Source organism: Paractinoplanes toevensis, assembly GCF_018332695.1.
In the GTDB taxonomy this organism is placed as follows: domain Bacteria; phylum Actinomycetota; class Actinomycetes; order Mycobacteriales; family Micromonosporaceae; genus Actinoplanes; species Actinoplanes toevensis.
In genome coordinates this window covers 81,440-101,934 of sequence record NZ_BOQN01000059.1, presented here as the reverse complement: position 1 = coordinate 101,934, position 20,495 = coordinate 81,440, and the positions used below count along the sequence as shown (strand labels likewise).

Below are 20,495 nucleotides of genomic sequence, written 5' to 3'. Positions count from 1 at the left end.
AGGAATCAGGCGCGCTTGGCGCGGGCCCAGAGAACCGGGCCGCTCAGCAGGTAGGCGACGACGATCACGGCGAAGGTCAGTCGCGGGTCGACCAGAGCGCCGACCACCGGCAGCAGCCACAGCCACGGGGGCAGGTGCAGCAGGCGGGCCAGTTTCGCGTACGGGAAGCTGGAGACCATCGCGAACGCCAGCAGCGCCACCCCGCCCACCAGGGCCAGGCCCGGCACCGGCAGACCGATCAGCACGGTGACGGCCAGCACCGCGGCGGCCATCGTGGTGGGCACGCCGCAGAAGAACTTGCCGTCCTTGGGCGAGACGTTGAAGCGGGCCAGTCGGATCGCGGCGCAGCCAGCCACCAGCACGCAGGCGACGGCCGCGGCCGGGGTCGGGACGGTGTGCGCCAGCGAGGCGTAGACCACCACCGGCGCGGCGAGGCCGAAGGAGCACATGTCGGCGAGCGAATCCATCTGGGCGCCGAACGGGCTGGCGACGCCGAGCTTGCGGGCCAGCGCGCCGTCGATGCCGTCGAACGCGACGCAGGCGACCAGGCAGGCGGCCGCGGCGCGGACGTCGCCCGCCATGGCCAGGAAGATCGCCAGCAGCCCGAGGCTGAGGCTGGCCAGGGTGCACGAGTTGACCAGCGCGAAGCGCATCCGGCGAACGGCGGTCTGTTCACCGGGAAGCAGCGAGGTCTCCTCGGCGGCCGGGGCCGGGGAGGAGATGACGTGGCTGGTGATGACCGGACGGGGCGCGGTCTCGTGCCCCGTGTAGATCACCTCGGCCCGGGTGGCGGTGGCTGCCCGCCCGGACTCGCCGCCCCGGCGGCCCACCCGCACCAGCAGAGCCTGCCGGGCGATGGTGCCACTGCGGCGTAGACGGCCTGCCCAACGACGACCGGCGGGACGGGGACTATCCGTCGAACGACGCCGGCGCCAAGGGGTTCTCGGCACGTGTCTCCTCCATGGGATCGGTATGCCCACCTGCACAGTTGCGGTGGGTCGTGGCCCCGTAGCCCGCCGCACACGCGTCACTTGGATGCGCGGGGGTTACACCATTTCACAGCCGGGCGACCTTGGCGAGAGACCGAACGGCGCCTTAACAGAGCGGTCCTTGTTACGAACGGGACGACGGGACGGGACGTCCCGTGTGACGATTTTAACGCGCTCGTTCACTGTCGATTCGGTCTACGGCTTCGCGGGCCAACTCGGTCAGCGGCAGCCGCTCGGCCTCGGCCCGGGTGAACCAGCCCGCCTCGGCGGTGGATCCGCCGGCCGCCTCGGTCACTACCGGTTCTGTCGGCACGTCGACGTGAACCCTGAACAGGACGCGGATGACGTGCCAGTCGATCGGCACCCCCTCCGGCCCGACGGCGGTCGGATCGTAACGGTGCGAGATGCCCAGCAGGCCGGTCACCCGCCCGTGTTGCGAGGTTTCCTCGACCAGCTCGCGGGCCAGTGCCTGTTCCGGGGTCTCGCCGTGGTCGGTGCCGCCGCCGGCCAGATGCCAGCGACCGGCTCCGGGATATCCCTCGGCGATCCGGGCCAGCAGGATGCGGCCGTCCGGGTCGGTGGCCGCCGCGTAGGCCCCGAAGCGCTGCACCCGAACCGGCCTCGCGAGCTCTTCGTCGGTTTTGTCGGAATAACTCGGAAAATCGGCAGACAGACCGATCTGTACGGCGGTGAACGGCATCAGCGGCACCGAAGCGGGGTCGACCCACTCCACCCGATCGGTCGTGCCGTCCAGCTCGGCGGTCAGCGAGCCGCCCGAGACCGACACGTCGTAGATGATCCGGTCGGTGTGCTCGAGGTCGCCGGCGGGCAGCCGGAACACGTCCGAGACCACCGCCCGGAGCGCGGCGATCCGAACAGACAGACCGGTCTCCTCAGCGAACTCCCGAACCACCGCGTCATCGGGGTGCTCACCCTGCTCAACCCCGCCACCGGGCAGGGTCCACAGGCCGGGGAACTCGCTGCGTTCCGAGTTCCGGGCGAGCAGGACCCGCCCGGAATCATCGCGGCACACCCCGTACGCCCCGACCCGTCTGATCTTCACCCAACTAGGTTAGCCGTGCCTTTTGGAGCGCTTCGGCGGTCACCTCGGTGAGTTCCGACTCAGCCAGCCGGCGCACGTCGGCCATCGGCATCCACAGCGCCTCGGAGGTCGAGCCGCCGACGTCCTTGACGATGACCTCGGTCGGGTCGTCGACGATCACCCGGTAGAAGGCCCGCACGCCGTGCCAGTCGATCGGGTAGCCCTCCGGGCCGAGCGAGGCCGCGTCGCGGTGGCTGGCCACCCCGAGCAGCTCGATCAGCCGCCCCTCCTGGCCGGTCTCCTCGACCAGCTCGCGGATCAGCGCGGTGCCCGGCTGCTCGCCGTAGTCGGTGCCGCCGCCCGGCAGGTGCCAGCAGCCCTCGCCCGGGTAGCCCTTGGCGATCCGGGTGAGCAGCAGGCTGGTCTGGTCGGCGTCGGTGGCGATCGCGTACGCCGCGAAGCGCTGCGCCCGGTGCAGCCCGTCCGGCCCGGCATAGGCGTAGAAGGACGGGAAGGTGGGTGCCACGTCCGGGCGTAGGTCGGGCGAGGCGGCACTGAGGCCGAGGGCGGCCGCCGCGAACGGGCGGATCTTCAGCTTCTCGGCCTCTTCGAGGGTGTGCCAGCGAGCGAGGTCGGTGGGGTGGCCGACCCGGTCGATGAGGTTGCCGCCGCGTATCGACACGGAGTAGATCAGGCGGTCGGTGTGGATGGTGACACCACGGTGCGGCAGCGAGCGCATGTCGGCCAGCACATCGTGCAGGCCGGTGACGGCAACGCTGAGGCCGGTCTCGGCCGCGGTTTCGCGGACGACCGTGTGGTTGGGATCTTCACCATGATCGACTGCGCCGCCGGGGAGCGACCAGACGCCGGGGGTACCGGAGCGGCTCGAGGCTCGGACGAGCAGCACACGGCCGTCGTCGTCGGTAGCGACGGCATACGCGGCGATTCGCCGAAGTGGTTCCAGTGCGGGGGTCACGGGCGGCAATTCTGCCCGGAATATGTTAACTCCAGAAAACGTCTGTCAGATTCATGACAGCGTGATGGCGCTGCGTAATCGCAGATCAGAGCGCTTTCGCCCACGCGTAGCACCGGGTCGGTTACCCGGAGTGTCGGGAATTTCCGATCTTGTACGGGCTCGATCTCAGGGTGCAAATCGGGGCAGTCACCGAGGTTGCCGAGGCCGCCCCGCGCCAGCATGGAGGCATGACTGACGCACCCTACCGCCGCCTTCTCCGCCCCCAGGACGACCGCATCGTCGCCGGTGTCTGCAGCGCCATCGGCCGTTACTTCGGTGTCGACCCGGTGCTGATCCGGGTCGCCTTCGCCATCTTCGCCGCGGTCACCTGGGGCACGGCCCTGCTCGCCTACCCGGTGATGTGGTTCCTCATCCCGGAGGAGCCGCTGGTCGCGCCGGCCACCACCACCCCGCCGCCGCCGGGATGGCCGGTTTCGTAAGTGCTTACTCCCACTCGATGGTGCCCGGCGGCTTGCTCGTGACGTCGAGAACCACCCGGTTGACCTCGCGGACCTCGTTGGTGATCCGGGTGGAGATCTTGGCGATCAGGTCGTAGGGCAGGCGGGACCAGTCCGCCGTCATCGCGTCCTCGCTCGACACCGGCCGCAGCACCACGGGGTGACCGTAGGTGCGGCCGTCGCCCTGCACGCCCACGCTGCGCACGTCGGCCAGCAGGACCACCGGGAACTGCCAGACCTCCCGGTCGAGCCCGGAGGCCGCGAGCTCCTCCCGGGCGATCAGGTCGGCCGCCCGCAGGAGGTCGAGCCGGTCGCGGTCGATCGCACCGATGATGCGGATGGCCAGGCCGGGGCCGGGGAACGGGTGCCGCTGCACCATCTCCTCGGGCAGGCCCAGCTCCTTGCCCAGCGCGCGCACCTCGTCCTTGAACAGGGTGCGCAGCGGCTCGATCAGCGCGAACTGCAGGTCGTCGGGAAGACCACCGACGTTGTGGTGCGACTTGATGTTGGCGGTGCCGGTGCCGCCACCCGACTCGACCACGTCGGGGTAGAGCGTCCCCTGCACCAGGAACTCGATGTGCCGCTCGGCGTCGAGCTCGCGGGCCGCGGCCTCGAAGGTGCGGATGAACTCGCGCCCGATGATCTTGCGTTTCTGCTCGGGGTCGGTGACGCCGGCCAGGTGACCGAGGAAGACGTCGGCCGCGTCGACCACCTTGAGGCGGATGCCGGTGGCGGCCACGTAGTCCTTCTCGACCTGCTCGGCCTCGCCCGCCCGCAGCAGGCCGTGGTCGACGAAGACACAGGTCAGCTGGTCGCCGATGGCCTTGTGCACGAGCGCGGCGGCGACCGCCGAGTCGACCCCGCCGGACAGCCCGCAGATCACCTGCTTGTCGCCGACCTGCGCGCGGATCGCGGCGACCTGGTCGTCGATGATGTTGCCGGGAGTCCAGGTCGGCTCGAGGCCGGCGATGTCGTAGAGGAACCGCTCCAGCATCCGCTGGCCCTGCTCGGTGTGCGCCACCTCGGGGTGGAACTGCACGCCGGCCCGCTTGGCGGTCAGATCTTCGAACGCGGCGACCGGGGCGCCCGGGGTCGACGCGGTCACCGCGAAGCCCTGCGGGGCCACCGCGACGCTGTCGCCGTGGCTCATCCACACCGGCAGGTCGGCCGGGAGCTCCCGCAGCAGCGTGCCGCCCTGGGCGGACAGCAGGGTGCGGCCGTACTCCCGGGAGCCGGTGTGCGCGACCGTGCCGCCCAGCGCCTGGGCCATCGCCTGGAAGCCGTAGCAGATGCCGAAGACCGGCACCTCGTTGTCGAACAGCGCCGGGTCGAGCGACGGCGCACCGGGCTCGTAGACGCTTGACGGGCCGCCGGACAGGATGATCGCGGCCGGGTTCTTGGCGAGCATCTCGGCGACCGGCATCGAGTGCGGGACGATCTCCGAGTAGACGCGTGCCTCGCGGACGCGGCGGGCGATCAGCTGGGCGTACTGGGCGCCGAAGTCGACGACGAGAACGGGACGCGGGGTACTCACCCGGCGAGTTTACCGGCGCCCCCGGAGCGGGTTCGTCAGCGGGGAGCGGTGACGACGCGCGCATTGCCCTTCCGGTCAGTGGCCCGGATCGCGACCGTACCCGCACCCGTGGGCACCAGGAACTGCCGCAGGTAGCCGGCGAAACTGGTCGTCACCTTGCCGTTGATCAGCAGTTCCAGGCGAGCCACGCCGGAGGCGTCGGTGGCCCGGGCGGTCACGTACCTGCCGCTGCGGTAGACCGTCACGGCCGGCGGCGTGAGGTCGACACCCAGGGCGGTCAGCGCGCCGGCCGCGTCCACCTGGCCCTTGTTCGCGCCACGGGTCAGCGCTGCCCGGACGAGCGACGCCGGCGGCGCCGACGGGAGCGATGCCAGGAGACCGGCGACCCCGGCCACGAACGGCGTCGCCGACGACGTGCCGCAGTACTGCCCGATCGAGCCGTCGCGCTGCTGCGCCGGGTTGCAACCGGGAGCGGTGAGGTCGACCCAGCTCGGGCCGTAGTTGGACCAGGAGTAGCGCACGCCGGCGGCGTCCACCCCACCCACCGCGAGCACCGCCGGGATCGCCGCCGGGAAGTGCGGCAGCGTCGTGCCCTTGTTGCCGGCCGCCGCGATCACCAGGGCACCCTTGCCGGTCGCGTAGTCGACGGCGTCGCGCAGCATCTGGCTGTCGTCGTTGCCACCGAACGACGCGCTGATGATGGTGGCACCCCGGTCGGCGGCGTAGCGGATACCGGCGGCGAAGTCGTCGTAGCCGCCGGCGCCCTTCGCGTCGAGGACCTTGACCGGCAGGATCCGGCAGGACCAGCAGATGCCGGCGACACCGAGCCGGTTGTTGCCGGCGGCGGCGGCCACCCCGGCGGCCATCGTGCCGTGGCCGTTGTCGTCGGACGCGTCGTCGTCGTTGTTGACGAAGTCGCGGCCCGGCAGCAGTCGGTCGCCGAAGTCGGGCAGCCGGGTGACGCCGGTGTCGACGATCGCGATGGTGACCCGCGAGTTGCCCCGCACGGCCGACCACGCCTCGTTGACCCGGGTGCGCACGATGCCCCACTGCCCGGCGTACCCGGAGTCGGAGGGCCGGATGATCGCGTCGGCGTGCCCGGGCGAGACGGTGGGGACAACGGGGGCGACGGCCGTCAGCACTGCCGCAAGAAGTCCGCGTACCAGCAAGTTCGCCCCCGAGACGTGAAAGAGCCGGCCACCGTGGCCGGCTCCCTCACGTTCGGGCGGATGTCTGACCTTCCCGGTTCATCCGGGGTGCGGTCAGGTTGTGACTAGCGCTTGTACGTCAGCGTCGACGTGATCCGGGAGTTCCCGGCCAGGTCGTACGCCCGAACCTGCACCTTGATGCTGTTCTTCGGGTACTTCGAGGCGACGAAGGTGAACGGCGACTTCGTCGTGCTGTGCGTCTGGATCACCTTGCCGTTGATCAACAGCTGGTAGCTCTTGATGCCGTACTTGTCGGAACCGGTGTAGTACACCTTCACGGTGCCCTTGACCTTCGACTTGTTCTTCGGCGCCTTGGTGATCTTCACGGCCGGTGCGGTGTTGTCCGCGATGAACGCCCGGGTGTAGAGCTTGACGTTCCCGGCCTTGTCGTACGCCCGGTACTGGACGTTGGCGACACCGGTCCAACTGCCCGGGTTCCACTTCACCGCGAACGGAGCCTTGTACGACCCACCGCGGTAGACACCGTTGACGTACACGGTGACGTTGCGGATGCCGGACCAGGCGTCACCCAGCTTGTACGGCGTGAACGTGATCGGCCCGCGCACCTTCCAGTTCTGCCCCGGGGTGAGCCCGGAGATGGTCGGCGCGGCGGTGTCGTTGCCGAACGTGAAGGCGCGGGTGGCGCTGACCTTGCCCCAGGTCACCCAGGAACCGATCGGCACCGCGGTGGCCTGGATCGAGGTCATCAGCGACCAGCCGGTGTAGTTCGGCTTGTACGACTTGAGCAGGCCCGCGATGCCGGAGACGATCGGGGCCGAGAACGACGTGCCGGCCTCGCCGGTGTTGTAGTTCCCGTCCGTGTCCATGCCGGTGACGATGCCGGGCGCGGCCACGTCGACCCACTGGTTGCCGCTGTTGAAGTTCGAGAACTTCGCCTTGTCGGTGGTGCCTTCGGTGCAGGTCGGGTCGTTGGCGAAGTTGGGGCAGCGGTTGGTGGCGCCGACCGCGAGCACGTCGGGGTACGCGGCCGGGTAGTTGACCACCGACTTGTCGTCGTTGCCGGCCGCGGCCACGACCAGCACGCTGGCCGCGTTGGCGTAGGCGACCGCGTCGGCCAGCACCTGGCTGTACCCGGTGCCGCCGAGCGACAGGTTGATGATCTTCGCGCCCTGGCCGACCGCCCAGGTGATGCCCTTGGCGATGGTGCTGTCGTAGCCGCTACCGGTGCGGTCGAGCACCTTCACCGGAAGGATCGCGCAGCCCCAGCAGACGCCGGCCATGCCCTGGTTGTTGTTGCCCCGGGCCGCGATCAGCGACGCGACCGTGGTGCCGTGACCGAAGTCGTCGGCCGCCTCGGTGTCGTTGTTCACGAAGTCGTAGCCGCCCAGCACGGCTCCGGTCAGGTCACCCGTCATCGTCACGCCGGTGTCGATCACGGCGATCTTGACGACCGAGCCGGTGGTCGTGTCCCAGGCGGCCGGTACGTCGACCTCCTTCAGCTCGGGCTGGAAATTCGCGGTGTAGACCGGGTCGTTCGGCGTCACCTCGGCGACCTTGCGGACGCGGTCGGTCTCGACGTAGGCGACGGTGGGGTCGCTGCGCAGCGCCGAGATGAGCGCGGCACTCCGCGCGGCCGGCACCTGCAGGGTGGAAGCGTTGAGGTCGCTGAGCGCCGAGGACCGTGCACCGGCCGCGGCGAACTTCTGGACGACACTCGCCGGGTTGGCCCCGGACTTGTATCCGACGATCAGGTGAACCGGCGCGGCCGAGGCGGTGGTGGTCTCGGCGGCCTGGGCCCAGGTGGCGGCGCTCGTCAATGAGACGACGACCGCAGTGGAGATCAAACCGACGGCAATCCGTCGCTTGGTGAGCTGCATAAAAGCTCGTGCCTCCCCCGTAGATATGGCGGAGCCAGGGTAAAGGCCCATCGGCGAGAAGCAATGGACTGTTTCACACTGCGGGATCTTGGGCCATTGAGCTGCTCGTTGCCGTCCTCTACTGTTCCGCTGTGCGGAACAGGAAGCTGATGTGGTGGGTCGTCGGCGCGATCGTCGTCGTGTTGCTGGCCGGCGGCGGGATCGCGCTTGCCGTCGCCCGCGGCGACGGCAAGCCCCGGGCCGCCACCCCGTCCAGCGTGCCACCGACGTCCGCGGAGCCGGCGCCCACCACCCCGCCGCCCTCGCCCGGCGCCGACATCACCGGCCCGCTCGATCTCGTGCTGCTCGGCGTCGACACCCGGGTCACCATCCCGGACTGGGAACCGCACTCCGACGCGATCATGCTGCTGCACGTCGACAAGGGACTGAAGTCGGCGTACCTCTACTCGCTGCCGCGCGACCTGCGGGTGAAGATGCCGGCGTTCGCGAAGGCCGGGTTCGGCGGCGGCACCTACAAGCTGACCGAGGCGATGAGCCGGGGGTCGCGGGTGCCGGGGTCGAAGAAGGCCAACGTCAAGCAGGGCTACGAACTGCTGACCAAGACGCTGTCCGCCTATACCGGGATCAAGCAGTTCCAGGCCGGAGCGATCCTCAACTTCGGCGGCCTCGACAAGCTGGTCGACCAACTCGGCGGGATCGACCTGGCCGTCGATCAGAAGGTGTCGTCCCATCACCGCAAACCGGACGGGTCCCTGCGGCCGCTGGTCGGCGGGGAGTACCAGGGACCGGCCGCGGTCTACCTGCCGGGAAAGCGGCACCTGGTCGGCTGGCAGGCGATCGACTACGCGCGCCAGCGGTACGGCCTGCCGGACGGCGACTACGACCGGCAGCGGCACCAGCGGCAGATGGTCCGGGCGATCCTGACCAAGGCGCTCGACCAGGGGCTGGCCGCCGACTCGGCCAAGCTGGAGGGTGTCATCACGGCGCTCGGCGAGACGCTGGTCTACGTGGGCGGGCGCACGCCGCTGGAGTACGCGTACGCGCTGCGCGACCTGGAACCGTCGAAGATCACGCTGGTCGGGCTGCCGGGCAACGGGGTGGGCGGCGGCAGCGGCTACCTCGGTGAGGCACTGACCGCCGAGGGCCGGGGCTTCCTGACCGCGCTCACCAAGGGGCAGGCCCCCGGGTACCTGGCCAAGCACCCGAAACTGGTCAATAAGTAGGCTTGGTGGTGCCGTAGAGCCAGGCCTGGAAGAACGCGTCCAGATCCTTGCCGGAGAGCTTCTCGGCCAGCGCGATCAGGTCGGCGGTGTTCGCGTTGCCGTCCCGGTGCTCACTCGTCCAGGTGGTCAGCAGCCGGTCGAAGGCCGCGTCGCCGATGGTCTTGCGCAGGGCGTAGACGGTCATGCCACCGCGGTCGTAGACCGCGCTGCCGAAGAGATGGGCCACGCCGGGATTGCCCGGCGCCTGCTTCCAATCAAAGGAGTCGTACGTACGGTCGAAGCTCTCCCGCACCGCGATGTCCTCGTCGTGCTCCTGCCAGAGCCACTCGGCGTACGTCGCGAAGCCCTCGTTGAGCCAGATGTCCTGCCACTTCTCCAGCGCCACGCTGTCGCCGAACCACTGGTGGGCCAGCTCGTGCGCCACCACGGTGTCGTTCTCGCCGCCGGAGAAGAACGCGCGGCCGTAGGCCGGCCGGGACTGGGTCTCCAGTGCGTACCGGATTCGGGCGTCCTCGACGACGATCCCGCCGTAGGCGTCGAACGGGTACGGCCCGAACTTGGTGGCCAGGAAATCGGCGATCTCCCCGGTGCGGGCGAGCGACTTCGCCTCGGCACTGTCCACCGCGAGCGACTCGGGCACGGCCGTGACCATCGGCTTGCCGGCGTGCGTGCCGGTGGTCACCCGGTACTGCCCGATGATCACCGTGGACAGATAGCTGGCCAGCGGGGAGCTCTCGGTCCACCGCCAGGTCGTCCAGCCGTCCGCGGTGGTCCGGTCGCCGGGCACGCCGATGCTGAGCGCCTCGACCCCGTCCGGCACGGTCATCGCCAGCTTGAAGGTGGCCTTGTCGGAGGGGTGATCGTCGACCGGGAACCAGGTGCTGGCCGATTCGGGCTGGCCGAGCGCGACCGCACCGGTGTCGTTGCGTAACCAACCGCCGTCACCGAGCGTTTTATTGGCCAGTTGACCGGGAGTCCCGGCGTAGGTCACGACCACGGTGAACGACCTGCCGCTGTCGATTCCGGCGGGCGGTGTCACCACCAGTTCGTTGCCGTCCTTGGTGGCGGTAGCCGGCTGGCCGTCGACGGTCACCCGGCTCGCGGTCAGATGCGCGAGGTCGAGGTCGAAGCGGGACAAATTCTGCGTTGCGGTGGCAACAATGGTCGCGCTGCCCGACAAATACCCCTTTTTCGGGTCGTAGCGCAGGTTCAGGTCGTAGCCGGCGACGTCATAGCCACCGTTTCCGTAGGTCGGAAAGTAGGAGTCACCGGCTCCCGAAGCACCCGGGGCGTAGGAGACCGCACCGGCCGAGGCGCGAACGGCCGGCGCGCCCGATGAGGTGCACGCGCCGGCCAGGAACGCCAATGCCAGGAAGGTCGCTCGACGCCTCACTTGTCGAGAACCAGAGCCACCTTCTGGAACTCCTTGACGTCGCGGTAGCCGCACTTGGCCATCGCGCGCCGCAGTCCGCCGAAGAGATTCAGCTGGCCGTCGGCCCGATCGGCCGGCCCGAACAGCAACTCCTCGAGGGTGCCGTCCGGCTCGCCCGCGATGCAGAACCCGCCACGCGGCAGCGACGGGTGACTGGCCGACGAGTGCCACCAGGCACCGCCGGCCGGGGCGCCCTCGGCCAGCGACAGCGGCTCGCCGAGCATGACCGCGTCGGCACCGCAGCCGATCGCCTTCGCGATGTCACCGCTGGTCGAGATGCCGCCGTCGGCGATCAGGTGGACGTAGCGCCCGCCGGTCTCGTCGAGGTAGTCCCGCCGGGCGGCGGCCGCGTCGGCGATCGCGGTCGCCATCGGCACCCGGATGCCGAGCACCGTGTCGGTGGTGGACCACTCGTCGGCGCCGACTCCCACGATCACGCCGGCGGCGCCCGTACGCATGAGGTGCAGTGCGGTCTTGTAATCCGTGCAGCCGCCCACGATCACCGGCAGATCGAGGTCGGCGATGAACTCCTTGAGGTTGAGCGGCTCGTCCGTCGTGGACACGTGCTCGGCGCTGACCAGGGTGCCCTGGATGACGAGCAGGTCGACGCCCGCGTCGAGCACCACCGGGGCGAGCGCGAGGGTGTGCTGCGGCGACACCCGGACGGCGACGGTGACGCCGCCGTCCCGGATCGTCTTGACCCGCTCGGCGATCAGCTCCGGCTTGATCGGCTCGGAGTAGACCTCCTGCAGCCGCTTGGTCGCGTCGGCGTCCTCGTCGAGCGACGCCAGCTCCTCGAGGATCTTGCTGGGGTCCTCGTAGCGCGTCCACAGTCCCTCGGCGTTGAGCACGCCCAGGCCGCCGAGGCGACCCAGGGCGACCGCCGACTCCGGGCTCATCGTGGAGTCGGACGGGTGCGCGACGCACGGGATCTTGAACGGGTAGGCGTCGACGCGCCACTCGGTGGACACGTCGTCCACGTCGCGGGTCCGCCGGCTCGGGACGATGGCGATGTCGTCCAGGTGGTAACCGCGCTGCGCGGTCTTTCCGAGGCCGATCTCCACGACGTCACGCATGTCTGTTCCTTTACCGGGAGTGGTAGTTCGGAGCCTCGACAGTCATCTGGATGTCGTGCGGGTGCGACTCCTTGAGGCCCGCTGCGGTAATCCTGATGAGCTGCCCACGCTCCTGCAAGTCCGGGATGGTCTCGGCGCCCGCGTAACCCATCGCGAGCCGGACGCCACCGACGAGCTGAGCAACCACTCGCGACAGCGGGCCACGGTAGGGCACCTGACCCTCGACGCCCTCGGGCACCAGCTTCTCCTCCGGCACATCATGCTGGAAGTAGCGGTCCTTCGAGTAGGACTTCGCCTGACCACGCGACTGCATGGCACCCAGCGAACCCATCCCCCGGTACGACTTGTACTGCTTACCGTTCACGAAGATCAGGTCGCCGGGGCTCTCCTCGGAGCCGGCCAGCAGGCCACCCAGCATCACCGTCTCGGCGCCGGCCACGATCGCCTTGGCGATGTCGCCGGAGTATTGGATGCCACCGTCGGCGATCACCGGGACGCCGGCCGCCCGGCACGCGCGGGACGCCTCCATCACCGCGGTGATCTGCGGGACGCCGACGCCCGCCACGATCCGGGTGGTGCAGATGGCACCCGGGCCCACGCCGACCTTCACCGCGTCGGCGCCCGCCTCGACCATGGCCTTGGCGCCCGCGAAGGTCGCCACGTTGCCGCCGACGATGTCGGTGCTGGTGTCCCGCTTGAGGCGGGCGATCATGTCGAGCACCTGGCGCTGGTGGCCGTGCGAGGTGTCCACGATGATCACGTCGACGCCGGCGTCGATCAGACCGCGGGCCCGCTTGTACGACTCGTCGCCGACGCCGATCGCGGCCGCGACCCGGAGCCGGCCCTGCGGGTCCTTCGTCGCGTTCGGGAACTGCTCGGACTTCGTGAAGTCCTTCACCGTGATCAGGCCGCGGAGCCGGCCGTTGTCGTCGACCAGCGGCAGTTTCTCCACCTTGTGACGCTGCAGCAGGACGAGCGCCTCGTCCTTGCTCGCCCCGACCGGCGCGGTGATCAGCGGCGCCTTGGTCATCACGTCGCGCACCTTGGCGCTGTGATCGGAGACGAACCGCATGTCGCGGTTGGTCACGATGCCGACCAGCACACCCTCGGCGTCGACCACCGGCAGGCCGGAGATCCGGAACCGGCCGCACAGAGCGTCGACATCACGCAGAGTGTCGTCCGGGCTGCAGGTGACCGGATTGGTGATCATGCCGGACTCGGAGCGCTTCACGAGGTCGACCTGGGCGGCCTGGTCCTCGGGCGAGAGGTTGCGGTGCAGCACGCCGATGCCGCCCTCGCGGGCCATGGCGATCGCCATCCGGCCCTCGGTCACGGTGTCCATGGCGGCGGAGAGCACCGGGATGGTCAGATTGATGTTGCGAGTCAGCCGTGTGTTCGTGTTGACCCGGCTCGGCACAATGTCCGATTCGCCGGGCTGAAGAAGCACGTCGTCGAAGGTCAGACCGAGCGGAACCGTACGGGCCGAGTCGCTTTCCACGGAGCATCCCTAACTGCCGGAAGACGGATGGTTCATCGTACCCATCCGCCGAGGGCACTCTCGTGCGACGGACAGGACGTGCGGGCCAGCACACATCCGTCCGGGGTGAGTACGGTAAGGGGGTGCAGGATGAGCCCATTGACCCGTTCAACGGTGACCCGAGCGACCCGGCCGCCGGCCTCGAAGACCTCGGTGACGACGCGGAGGACGAGCCGCTGACCGAGGCCGAACGGCAGGACGTGCTCGAGGACCTCAGTGACCTGGAGATCTATCAGGCGCTGCTGAGTCCGACCGGCATCCGTGGGCTGGTCATCGAGTGCGAGGACTGCCACGAGCCACACTACTTCGACTGGGACCTGCTCCGGGGAAACCTGCGGCATCTGCTGTCGAGCGGGCGCCCGCGGGTGCACGAGCCGGCCTACGACCCGGATCCAGATCACTACGTGACGTGGGAGTACGCGCGTGGTTACGCCGACGGCGTACACGACACGCTGACCGAGGGGACCGACGACGAATGAAAAGTCGCCGGCCCCGTCAGCAGTAACTAAGCGACCAGACCCGCCCGGAAGCCCGCGGCCACCGCGTGCGCGCGGTCGCGCGCGCCCAGCTTGCGGAAGAGCCGGCGAGCGTGGGTCTTCACGGTGTCCTCCGAGACGAAGAGCTCGCGGCCGATCTCCGCGTTGCTCTTGCCGTCGGCCATCCCGCGCAGCACCTGCAGCTCACGTTCGGTGAGCGTGAGCCGCCGCCCGGCCGGAGCCGGGTCGGCCACCCCGACCTGGGTCTCGTTGCCCGGCCAGGCCACCATCGGCCGGCCGGTCGCCGGGTCGATCGGAGCGTCGCCACGCTGGGCGGGCACCATCGGCGAGTTCGGCAGCATGGCCGGCACGCCACCGGAGTTCGGCGAACCCATCGGCATGCCGTTCTGGTAGGCGGCCCGGGCCGCCGGTGAGTTGTTGTTGCGTGCGCCGCCGGCGACCCCCGCCGGCTGCGCGTTCGTTCCGTTGATCGGCATGCCCTGCGGCCGCACCGGGAGCAGCAGCAGGAGAAGGGCCTTGGCGACGACGCTGACCAGGTCGTGTTCGACGCCACGGATGACGCCGCGGGCGCCGGCCGCGACGGCCGCGGCGGCTACCCGCGGATCTTCGGCGCCGAAGAGCACCAATTGCGCCTGGGGGGCACGGGCAAGCACACGCCGGGTGAAACCGACGCTGTCGGGACGGGTCACGGCGGTGTCGGCGAGGACCACTTCGGCCGGCCGTTCAGCCAGCCGGATCATGGCCTCAGTCTCGCTGACCGCGGTCCGGACGACGCCGGTCATGCCCAGCCGGGCCGCGGTGGACGCGACGGTCTGGGCCGCCAGCGGGGTACGGACGCACACGAGGACGGTACGCACAGTGATCCTCCTTCTCTCTCAGAGGAGATCACGCGAGGGCCGCAGCATTACGCGCTTTAGATGGAAAAAATGGGAAAGATCGGTAGAACTTGCTTTGTCGATGTCATGCGGCTGAAGAACACATCGAAAACTCGTGTGTGAGCCGGGGATCACCGGGGTATGAGCGGCCCAGGCCTGAGCATGAAGGCCCCTCATCACGACACTCCGCGGTGCCGCGCGGGAGGAGGGTGTTTGATGTCGAACGTTCGCAGACTGCCCGGGCCCATCGCTGATCTGTGGGACTGGCAACGACTCGGGTTGTGTCGTGGCCGGGACAGTGCGCAGTTCTTTCACCCCGACGGCGAGCGCGGGTCGTCCCGCAATCGCCGTGAGGCCAAGGCCAAGGCCATGTGCGGCGCGTGCCCGGTGCGGGCCGAGTGCGCCGCCCACGCACTTGCGGTTAAGGAGCCGTACGGGGTCTGGGGAGGCTTCAGCGAAGCGGAGCGGCTGCGGCTGCTCGCGGTTGGCTGGGAGGACCTCGCCGACCGTCATCACGGACGCGTCGACCTTGCTCGGCTCGAGGCTCGCCTGGGCCGGCCCCACAAGTCGGCCGTACCGGCACAACGGCAGGCGCCCGCGGCCTGAGGCCGCCAGGAACCAACCATCACCCCGACCACCCGGTCCCCGTACGGGGGCCGGGCTTCGTTGTTCGACGGTTCTTCAACAACCGCATCGGTGGACATGCAAACCACCGTATGAGCGACTTGCGCACCGGAGTCGGACCGTTAGTGCGTCCTTCAAGCAATGGCACTAGCCGACGTTGACCTGCACGGAATGCCATCCGGTGGCCCCGTCCGGGGCGGGTGGTGCCGGGGTCGACGTCTGCGTCTGCCCACTCGTGTCCGTTGCGCGCACCCGCAAAATGTGCTGTCCCTCGGACGCCTGCCACGGGTAGCTCCACTGCCGCCAGGTGTCGGCCGACGCCGTCTCGTGCAGGTCGGTCACCGCCCACGGACCGTCGTCGATCTGCACCTCGACCTTGCTGATCCCCCGGTGCTGCGCCCACGCCACCCCGGCGATCGTCACCGTGCCGGGCGAGCGGGCCGCGCCGTCACGCGGCGTGTCGATCCGGGACTCGGTCTTGATCGGTGCCTGCTGCGACCAGCCCCGCGGCACCCAGTAGGCGTCGAAGTCCTCGAACCGCGCGAGCTCGATCTCGGTGATCCACTTGCACGCACTCACGTAGCCGTACAGGCCGGGCACCACCATCCGGACCGGGAAGCCGTGATCGACCGGCAGCGGTACCCCGTTCATCCCGACCGCGAGCAGGGCGTCCCGCCCGTCGCGCAGCGTCGCCGTCGGTGACCCGCAGGTCCAGCCGTCCACCGACCGCTGCACCACCTGATCGGCGCCGGGCAGCGGGTCCGCCTCGTCGAGCAGTTCCTTGATCGGCGTGCCGAGCCACAGCGCGTTACCGATCAGATCTCCGCCGACCTCGTTCGAGACGCAGGCCAGCGTGACGTACCGCTCGATCATCGGCCGCTCGAGCAACTCGGCCCAGGTGATCGTGATCGGGTTCCGCACCATCCCGTGGATCTTCAACTGCCACGTCGACGGATCCACCTGCGGCGGGTACAGCGCCGTGTCGATCCGATAGAAGTCCTTGTTGGACGACACGAACGGGGTCGCGCCGGGCGCCTGCACGCCGCTCGGCAGCGGCGGCGCCGTCTGCCGCGCCACCGGCAGCACAACCTCCTTGCGCGCCTGCGTGACGGCCCGCCGCGAGGTCAGCAGCCGCCCGCCGACCCCGGAAACCAGGGCCAGGCCACCCGCGATCCCCAGCGCTTTGAGAAATCGCCGCCGGCTTTCATACGAGTACGCCGAGCCGGAAGTCCCGGCCTTCTCGGTGGGAGCATCGTCGGGCACCGGGCCGTCCGCCCGCGGCGGCCCGACCCCGGTGGTCACCCCCGGTGCCAGATCAAGCAGATAGCGCAATACGAAGATCGCGAGTCCCGCCCCCACGAGCGTCGGCAGGGCGGCCAGGACACCCGCGTCGTGCCGGGTCACCGCGGCGGCGACCCCGACGATCGCGAACAGTCCGATCCCGGCCAGCGCCACCCGCCACGACCGCACGGCGACGGCTCCCACCCCGTACGCATAAATCGCGAGGAGAATCGCCGTGCCGGTGATCAACGCGGCTTTGTCGTGCACCCCGAACACCGAGACGCCGAAGTCCTTGACGGCCGGCGGCACGTTGTCGACCACCACGCCACCGACCGCGAGCAGCGGCGCCGACAACGGCCCGGTCAGCGCGGCCACCACCTCGGCCACGCCCACCGCCACGGCCGCGGCCGCCACACCGGCCATCCCGGCCCGAACCGAAAGCTTCACCGGACCATTCTCCTCCGCCGGACCGCGGCGAAATCTTACGACTCGGTGATCATCGAAGCCGGACGACGCTCGGATGCGCATTCCAGCATGTATTTGCATACGCGCAAATAGATGCCGGTTGAGGGATGGTGCCGGAAACAAAATCCCGGCAGACTCCTGCAAGATCGGTCATCGACGATGTCTCCCGTCGCCGGCGGCCGCGTATTGGGGAGGGCGTGCAGTGCTCCGGGCGCGCACCGTGTCCACGGTGGCCGGTCGGGCATTCGCGCGCGGCGCTAGGAAGGCGGCCCGAATGGGCGATAAAAGACTTAGCAAACGTTTCACGGTAATGGCCGGAATTGGAATTCTGACCGCCGCGATGGGTGTGGTGTCGGCGTCGTCCGCCGCGTCCGCCGCCCCGAGCCTGCGGCAGAACTTCCAGCCCGTCCCGGCCGGTTCGAAGATCACCGGGGTGCCCGCGGGTCTGCGCAAGACGCCGGTGACCGTGATGGTGCAGCTCAGCGACGCACCGGTGGCGGCGGCCGACGCCGCGGCCGCCACGCCGCTGTCCGCCACGCAGAAGCGGCAGCGACGCGACAGGATCCGGCAGGACCAGGCTCCGGTCGAGAAGAAGGCCCGCCAGCTCGGCGGCACCGTGCTGGGCAGCTACCAGCACGCCTACAACGGCATCAAGGTGCGGGTCAACGCGGGCGAGCTGGACACGCTGGCCGCGACGCCCGGCGTGGTCGCCGTGCACGCGGTGCAGACGGTGAAGCCGGACAACACCAAGGGCGTGCCGATGATCGGCGCACCCACGGTCTGGAACACGCCGGACAAGTACCGCGGTGAAGGCGTCAAGGTCGCCGTCATCGACACCGGCATCGACTACACGCACGCCGACTTCGGCGGTCCCGGCACGACGGCCGCCTACGAATCGGCGCACGCCCAGGAGACCGCGGCGGCCGACCCGGCCCTGTTCGGGCCGAAGGCCCCGAAGGTCAAGGGCGGCATCGACCTGGTCGGCGACAGCTACAACGCCGACCCGGCCAGCGCCAGTTACCAGCCGGTGCCGCACCCCGACTCGAACCCGCTCGACTGCAACGGCCACGGCTCGCACGTCGGCGGCACGATCGGCGGCTTCGGCGTCCTGGCCAACGGCAAGACCTACCGGGGTCCGTACGACAAGAACACGGTCAGCGCCAACTCCTGGGCGGTCGGCCCCGGCGTCGCCCCCAAGGCCGACCTGTACGCGATCCGCGTCTTCGGCTGTGACGGCTCCACCGACATGACGGTGGACGCGATCGACTGGGCTGTCGCCAACGACATCGACGTCATCAACATGTCGCTCGGGTCGCCGTTCGGCACCGCCGACGCCCCCGAGTCGGTCGCCGCCGACAACGCGGCCAAGGACGGCGTCATCGTCGTCGCCTCGGCCGGCAACTCCGGCGCCGCTCCGTACATCGTGGGCAGCCCGTCCGTCGCGACCAGCACGATCAGCGTCGCCGCCAACGACCCGACCCCGTCCTTCCCGGGCGCGCACCTGTCGATCGGGCTCGACGCGATCAACGCCAACGGCGCCACCTTCGCCGACGGCACCTCGCTGCCGATCAAGGTGGTCGGCAACGGCGTGGGCGGCATCTCGCTCGGCTGCTCCGTCGCCGACTTCACCGCGGCCGGGGTCCAGGGCAAGCTCGCCGTGGTGGCCCGCGGCACCTGCGGCCGGGTCGCCAAGGCGATCTACGGCCAGGCGGCCGGCGCCGCGGCGGTGCTCATGGTCAACAACGCCGACACCTACCCGCCGTACGAGGGTGCGATCACCAGCAACCCGGACACCGGCGAACCGGCCAACGTCACCATCCCGTTCCTCGGCGTGCCGTCCTCGTCCGCCGCGGCCCTCGTCGCCGCGGACGGCCAGACCACCACGCTGACCAACAACCAGCTGGAGAACCCCACCTACACGGCGACGGCGAGCTTCTCGTCCGGCGGCCCGCGCACCGGGGACAGCTGGCTCAAGCCGGACGTCACCGCGCCCGGCGTGAGCATCTCGTCGGTCGGCGTGGGCACCGGCACCGGTGCGGTGGTGGAGTCCGGCACGTCGATGGCCGCTCCGCACACCGCCGGTGAGGCCGCCCTGGTCAAGCAGGCGCACCCGGACTGGCGCAAGGTCGCCTACTGGAAGGCGGCGATCGTCAACACCGCCAACCCGGGCGGGGTCGCCGGTTACAGCACCCGGCTCGACGGTGCCGGCCTGATCCAGGCGCCCGGCGCGGTCGACACCCAGGTCGTGGCGCTCGGCGACACCAACACCGCGACGCTCAACTACGGCTTCGCCGAGCTGGACCGCAACTACGCCAAGACGAAGGTCGTCAAGCTGAAGAACCTGGGCCGGTCGGCCCAGACCTACACGGTCTCGACCACCCTGCCCTCCGGCAGCGCGCACCAGGTGAGGCTGTCGAAGAAGCGGGTGACCGTGCCGGGCCGCAGCGAGACCACGGTGGGCGTCACCGTGCAGGTGCCGGCCGCGACCGCGGGCGACTCCGCCCAGTTCCAGGACGTCGCCGGCCTGGTGACCTTCACGCCGGTGGGCAAGGGCGTCGCCCTGCGCGTTCCGTATTACCTGGTGCCGCAGTCGGTGTCGCAGATCGACACCAAGGTCGACACCGGCAAGCTGCGCCGCTCGGGCTCGGCCACCGCGACGGTGACCAACCGGCACGGCGTGGTGTCCGGCCTCGCCGACTTCTACGCCTGGGGCCTGTCCGACGGCCGGGACGCCGAGACCGGCGCCGCCGACCTGCGGGCCGTCGGTGCGCAGAGCCTGCCGGCCGACGGTGCGCTCGCGTTCGCGATCAGCACCCACAACCGCCTGTCCAACGCCGCCCGCAACGAGTTCGACATCTACGTCGACGTCAACGGCGACGGCACCGACGACTACGACGTGGTCGCCGTGGACTACGGCCTGCTGACCACCGGTGACCTCACCGGCCAGCTGGCCACGGCGGTGTTCGACCTGCGCACCGGGGACGGCACGCTGGAGTTCTTCGCCGACGCGCCGTACGACAGCAGCACCCTGGTGCTGCCGGTGCTGGTCTCCCAGCTCTGCGCCGAGGGGTCACCGTGCCTGTCCGCGGACAGCCCGCGGCTGACCTACCACGCGGAGAGCATCGGCACCATCGACGGCAACGACGACGAGATCGCCGGCAAGGCAACCTTCAACGCGTTCACCCCGGCGCTCACCACCGGCGTCACCGCCACGGTGGCCCCGAACAAGACCGTCACCCAGACGGTCCAGCTGGACAAGGCCGAGTTCGCCAAGAGCCCGGCCCGTGGCTTCATGATCGTGAGCCACGACAACCGCAGCCGCAACGAGGCGCAGCTGATCCCGGTCAGCACGCACTGATCCACCACTGATCGCGACGGCCCCCTCCGAAGCGGAGGGGGCC

General features: G+C 69.9%; 16 protein-coding genes. 5 read left to right on the top strand and 11 right to left on the bottom strand.

Annotated elements, in window-relative coordinates; translation table 11 throughout:
• Positions 1–5: 5 nt before the first annotated feature.
• The 3 genes from Ato02nite_RS22615 to Ato02nite_RS22605 form a co-directional block, all read right to left on the bottom strand.
• Positions 6–950: a CDP-alcohol phosphatidyltransferase family protein gene (locus Ato02nite_RS22615; RefSeq protein ID WP_213008582.1), complete on the bottom strand. Its 945-nt coding sequence runs from the start codon at positions 948–950 to the stop codon at positions 6–8.
• Between the two features lie 205 nt (positions 951–1,155).
• Positions 1,156–2,052, bottom strand: coding sequence for an NUDIX hydrolase (locus tag Ato02nite_RS22610; protein ID WP_213008581.1), 897 nt, complete (start codon positions 2,050–2,052; stop codon positions 1,156–1,158).
• Between the two features lie 4 nt (positions 2,053–2,056).
• Entirely contained in the window at positions 2,057–3,007 is a 951-nt protein-coding gene (locus tag Ato02nite_RS22605; RefSeq protein WP_213008580.1) for an NUDIX hydrolase, read from the bottom strand.
• A 227-nt stretch (positions 3,008–3,234) separates the two neighbouring features.
• Here Ato02nite_RS22605 and Ato02nite_RS22600 point away from each other — a divergent pair, with 227 nt between their 5' ends.
• The gene (locus Ato02nite_RS22600; protein ID WP_213008579.1) at positions 3,235–3,486 is read left to right on the top strand and encodes a PspC domain-containing protein; all 252 of its coding nucleotides are present in this window, start codon (positions 3,235–3,237) and stop codon (positions 3,484–3,486) included.
• A 4-nt stretch (positions 3,487–3,490) separates the two neighbouring features.
• On the opposite strand, the gene guaA is transcribed toward Ato02nite_RS22600, so the two are convergent.
• The 3 genes from guaA to Ato02nite_RS22585 all read right to left on the bottom strand — a co-directional run bounded on the left by guaA (position 3,491) and on the right by Ato02nite_RS22585 (position 8,051).
• Positions 3,491–5,038, bottom strand: a complete 1,548-nt coding sequence (gene guaA, locus Ato02nite_RS22595; RefSeq protein WP_213008578.1) for a glutamine-hydrolyzing GMP synthase — start codon at positions 5,036–5,038, stop codon at positions 3,491–3,493.
• A gap of 35 nt (positions 5,039–5,073) precedes the next feature.
• Positions 5,074–6,180 carry a S8 family serine peptidase gene (locus Ato02nite_RS22590; protein WP_213008577.1) on the bottom strand — a complete coding sequence of 369 codons (1,107 nt, stop codon included), beginning with the start codon at positions 6,178–6,180 and terminating at the stop codon, positions 5,074–5,076.
• A gap of 131 nt (positions 6,181–6,311) precedes the next feature.
• A complete protein-coding gene (locus Ato02nite_RS22585; protein ID WP_213008576.1) occupies positions 6,312–8,051 on the bottom strand; it encodes a S8 family serine peptidase in 1,740 nt (579 codons plus the stop codon).
• Positions 8,052–8,215: 164 nt separating this feature from the next.
• On the opposite strand from Ato02nite_RS22585, the gene Ato02nite_RS22580 reads away from it, so the two are divergent.
• The gene (locus Ato02nite_RS22580; RefSeq protein WP_213008575.1) at positions 8,216–9,307 is read left to right on the top strand and encodes an LCP family protein; all 1,092 of its coding nucleotides are present in this window, start codon (positions 8,216–8,218) and stop codon (positions 9,305–9,307) included.
• Here Ato02nite_RS22580 and Ato02nite_RS22575 read toward each other — a convergent pair.
• The 3 genes from Ato02nite_RS22575 to guaB are packed head-to-tail and all read right to left on the bottom strand — an operon-like array spanning position 9,297 to position 13,313.
• Positions 9,297–10,700 carry a M1 family metallopeptidase gene (locus Ato02nite_RS22575; protein ID WP_246607309.1) on the bottom strand — a complete coding sequence of 468 codons (1,404 nt, stop codon included), beginning with the start codon at positions 10,698–10,700 and terminating at the stop codon, positions 9,297–9,299. The genes Ato02nite_RS22580 and Ato02nite_RS22575 overlap by 11 nt on opposite strands.
• A complete protein-coding gene (locus Ato02nite_RS22570; RefSeq protein ID WP_213008574.1) occupies positions 10,697–11,815 on the bottom strand; it encodes a GuaB3 family IMP dehydrogenase-related protein in 1,119 nt (372 codons plus the stop codon). The genes Ato02nite_RS22575 and Ato02nite_RS22570 overlap by 4 nt, the downstream gene beginning before the upstream one ends.
• A gap of 10 nt (positions 11,816–11,825) precedes the next feature.
• Positions 11,826–13,313, bottom strand: a complete 1,488-nt coding sequence (gene guaB / locus Ato02nite_RS22565; protein WP_213008573.1) for an IMP dehydrogenase — start codon at positions 13,311–13,313, stop codon at positions 11,826–11,828.
• 122 nt (positions 13,314–13,435) lie between these two features.
• On the opposite strand from guaB, the gene Ato02nite_RS22560 reads away from it, so the two are divergent.
• Positions 13,436–13,831: a DUF5319 domain-containing protein gene (locus tag Ato02nite_RS22560; RefSeq protein ID WP_213008572.1), complete on the top strand. Its 396-nt coding sequence runs from the start codon at positions 13,436–13,438 to the stop codon at positions 13,829–13,831.
• 26 nt (positions 13,832–13,857) lie between these two features.
• On the opposite strand, the gene Ato02nite_RS22555 is transcribed toward Ato02nite_RS22560, so the two are convergent.
• Positions 13,858–14,706 (bottom strand): response regulator transcription factor, encoded by an 849-nt coding sequence (locus Ato02nite_RS22555; RefSeq protein WP_213008571.1) that lies wholly within the window; start codon positions 14,704–14,706, stop codon positions 13,858–13,860.
• 234 nt (positions 14,707–14,940) lie between these two features.
• Between Ato02nite_RS22555 and Ato02nite_RS22550 the strand changes: the two genes are divergently transcribed.
• Positions 14,941–15,330 carry a WhiB family transcriptional regulator gene (locus tag Ato02nite_RS22550; RefSeq protein ID WP_213008570.1) on the top strand — a complete coding sequence of 130 codons (390 nt, stop codon included), beginning with the start codon at positions 14,941–14,943 and terminating at the stop codon, positions 15,328–15,330.
• 165 nt (positions 15,331–15,495) lie between these two features.
• Here Ato02nite_RS22550 and Ato02nite_RS22545 read toward each other — a convergent pair whose 3' ends face one another.
• Complete coding sequence (locus tag Ato02nite_RS22545) at positions 15,496–17,052, bottom strand: molybdopterin-dependent oxidoreductase (RefSeq protein ID WP_213008694.1); 1,557 nt, start codon at positions 17,050–17,052, stop codon at positions 15,496–15,498.
• Positions 17,053–17,404: 352 nt separating this feature from the next.
• On the opposite strand from Ato02nite_RS22545, the gene Ato02nite_RS22540 reads away from it, so the two are divergent.
• The gene (locus Ato02nite_RS22540) at positions 17,405–20,452 is read left to right on the top strand and encodes a S8 family serine peptidase (RefSeq protein ID WP_213008569.1); all 3,048 of its coding nucleotides are present in this window, start codon (positions 17,405–17,407) and stop codon (positions 20,450–20,452) included.
• Positions 20,453–20,495 lie beyond the last annotated feature (43 nt).

What these genes read in the sequence shown, in the direction of transcription:
- Ato02nite_RS22600 (WP_213008579.1), top strand. Translation starts at nt 3,235, where the DNA reads ATGACTGACGCACCCTACCGCCGCCTTCTCCGCCCCCAGGACGACCGC.
- Ato02nite_RS22570 (WP_213008574.1), bottom strand. Translation starts at nt 11,815, where the DNA reads ATGCGTGACGTCGTGGAGATCGGCCTCGGAAAGACCGCGCAGCGCGGT.
- Ato02nite_RS22540 (WP_213008569.1), top strand. Translation starts at nt 17,405, where the DNA reads ATGGCCGGAATTGGAATTCTGACCGCCGCGATGGGTGTGGTGTCGGCG.
- Ato02nite_RS22545 (WP_213008694.1), bottom strand. Translation starts at nt 17,052, where the DNA reads ATGGCCGGTGTGGCGGCCGCGGCCGTGGCGGTGGGCGTGGCCGAGGTG.
- Ato02nite_RS22550 (WP_213008570.1), top strand. Translation starts at nt 14,941, where the DNA reads ATGTCGAACGTTCGCAGACTGCCCGGGCCCATCGCTGATCTGTGGGAC.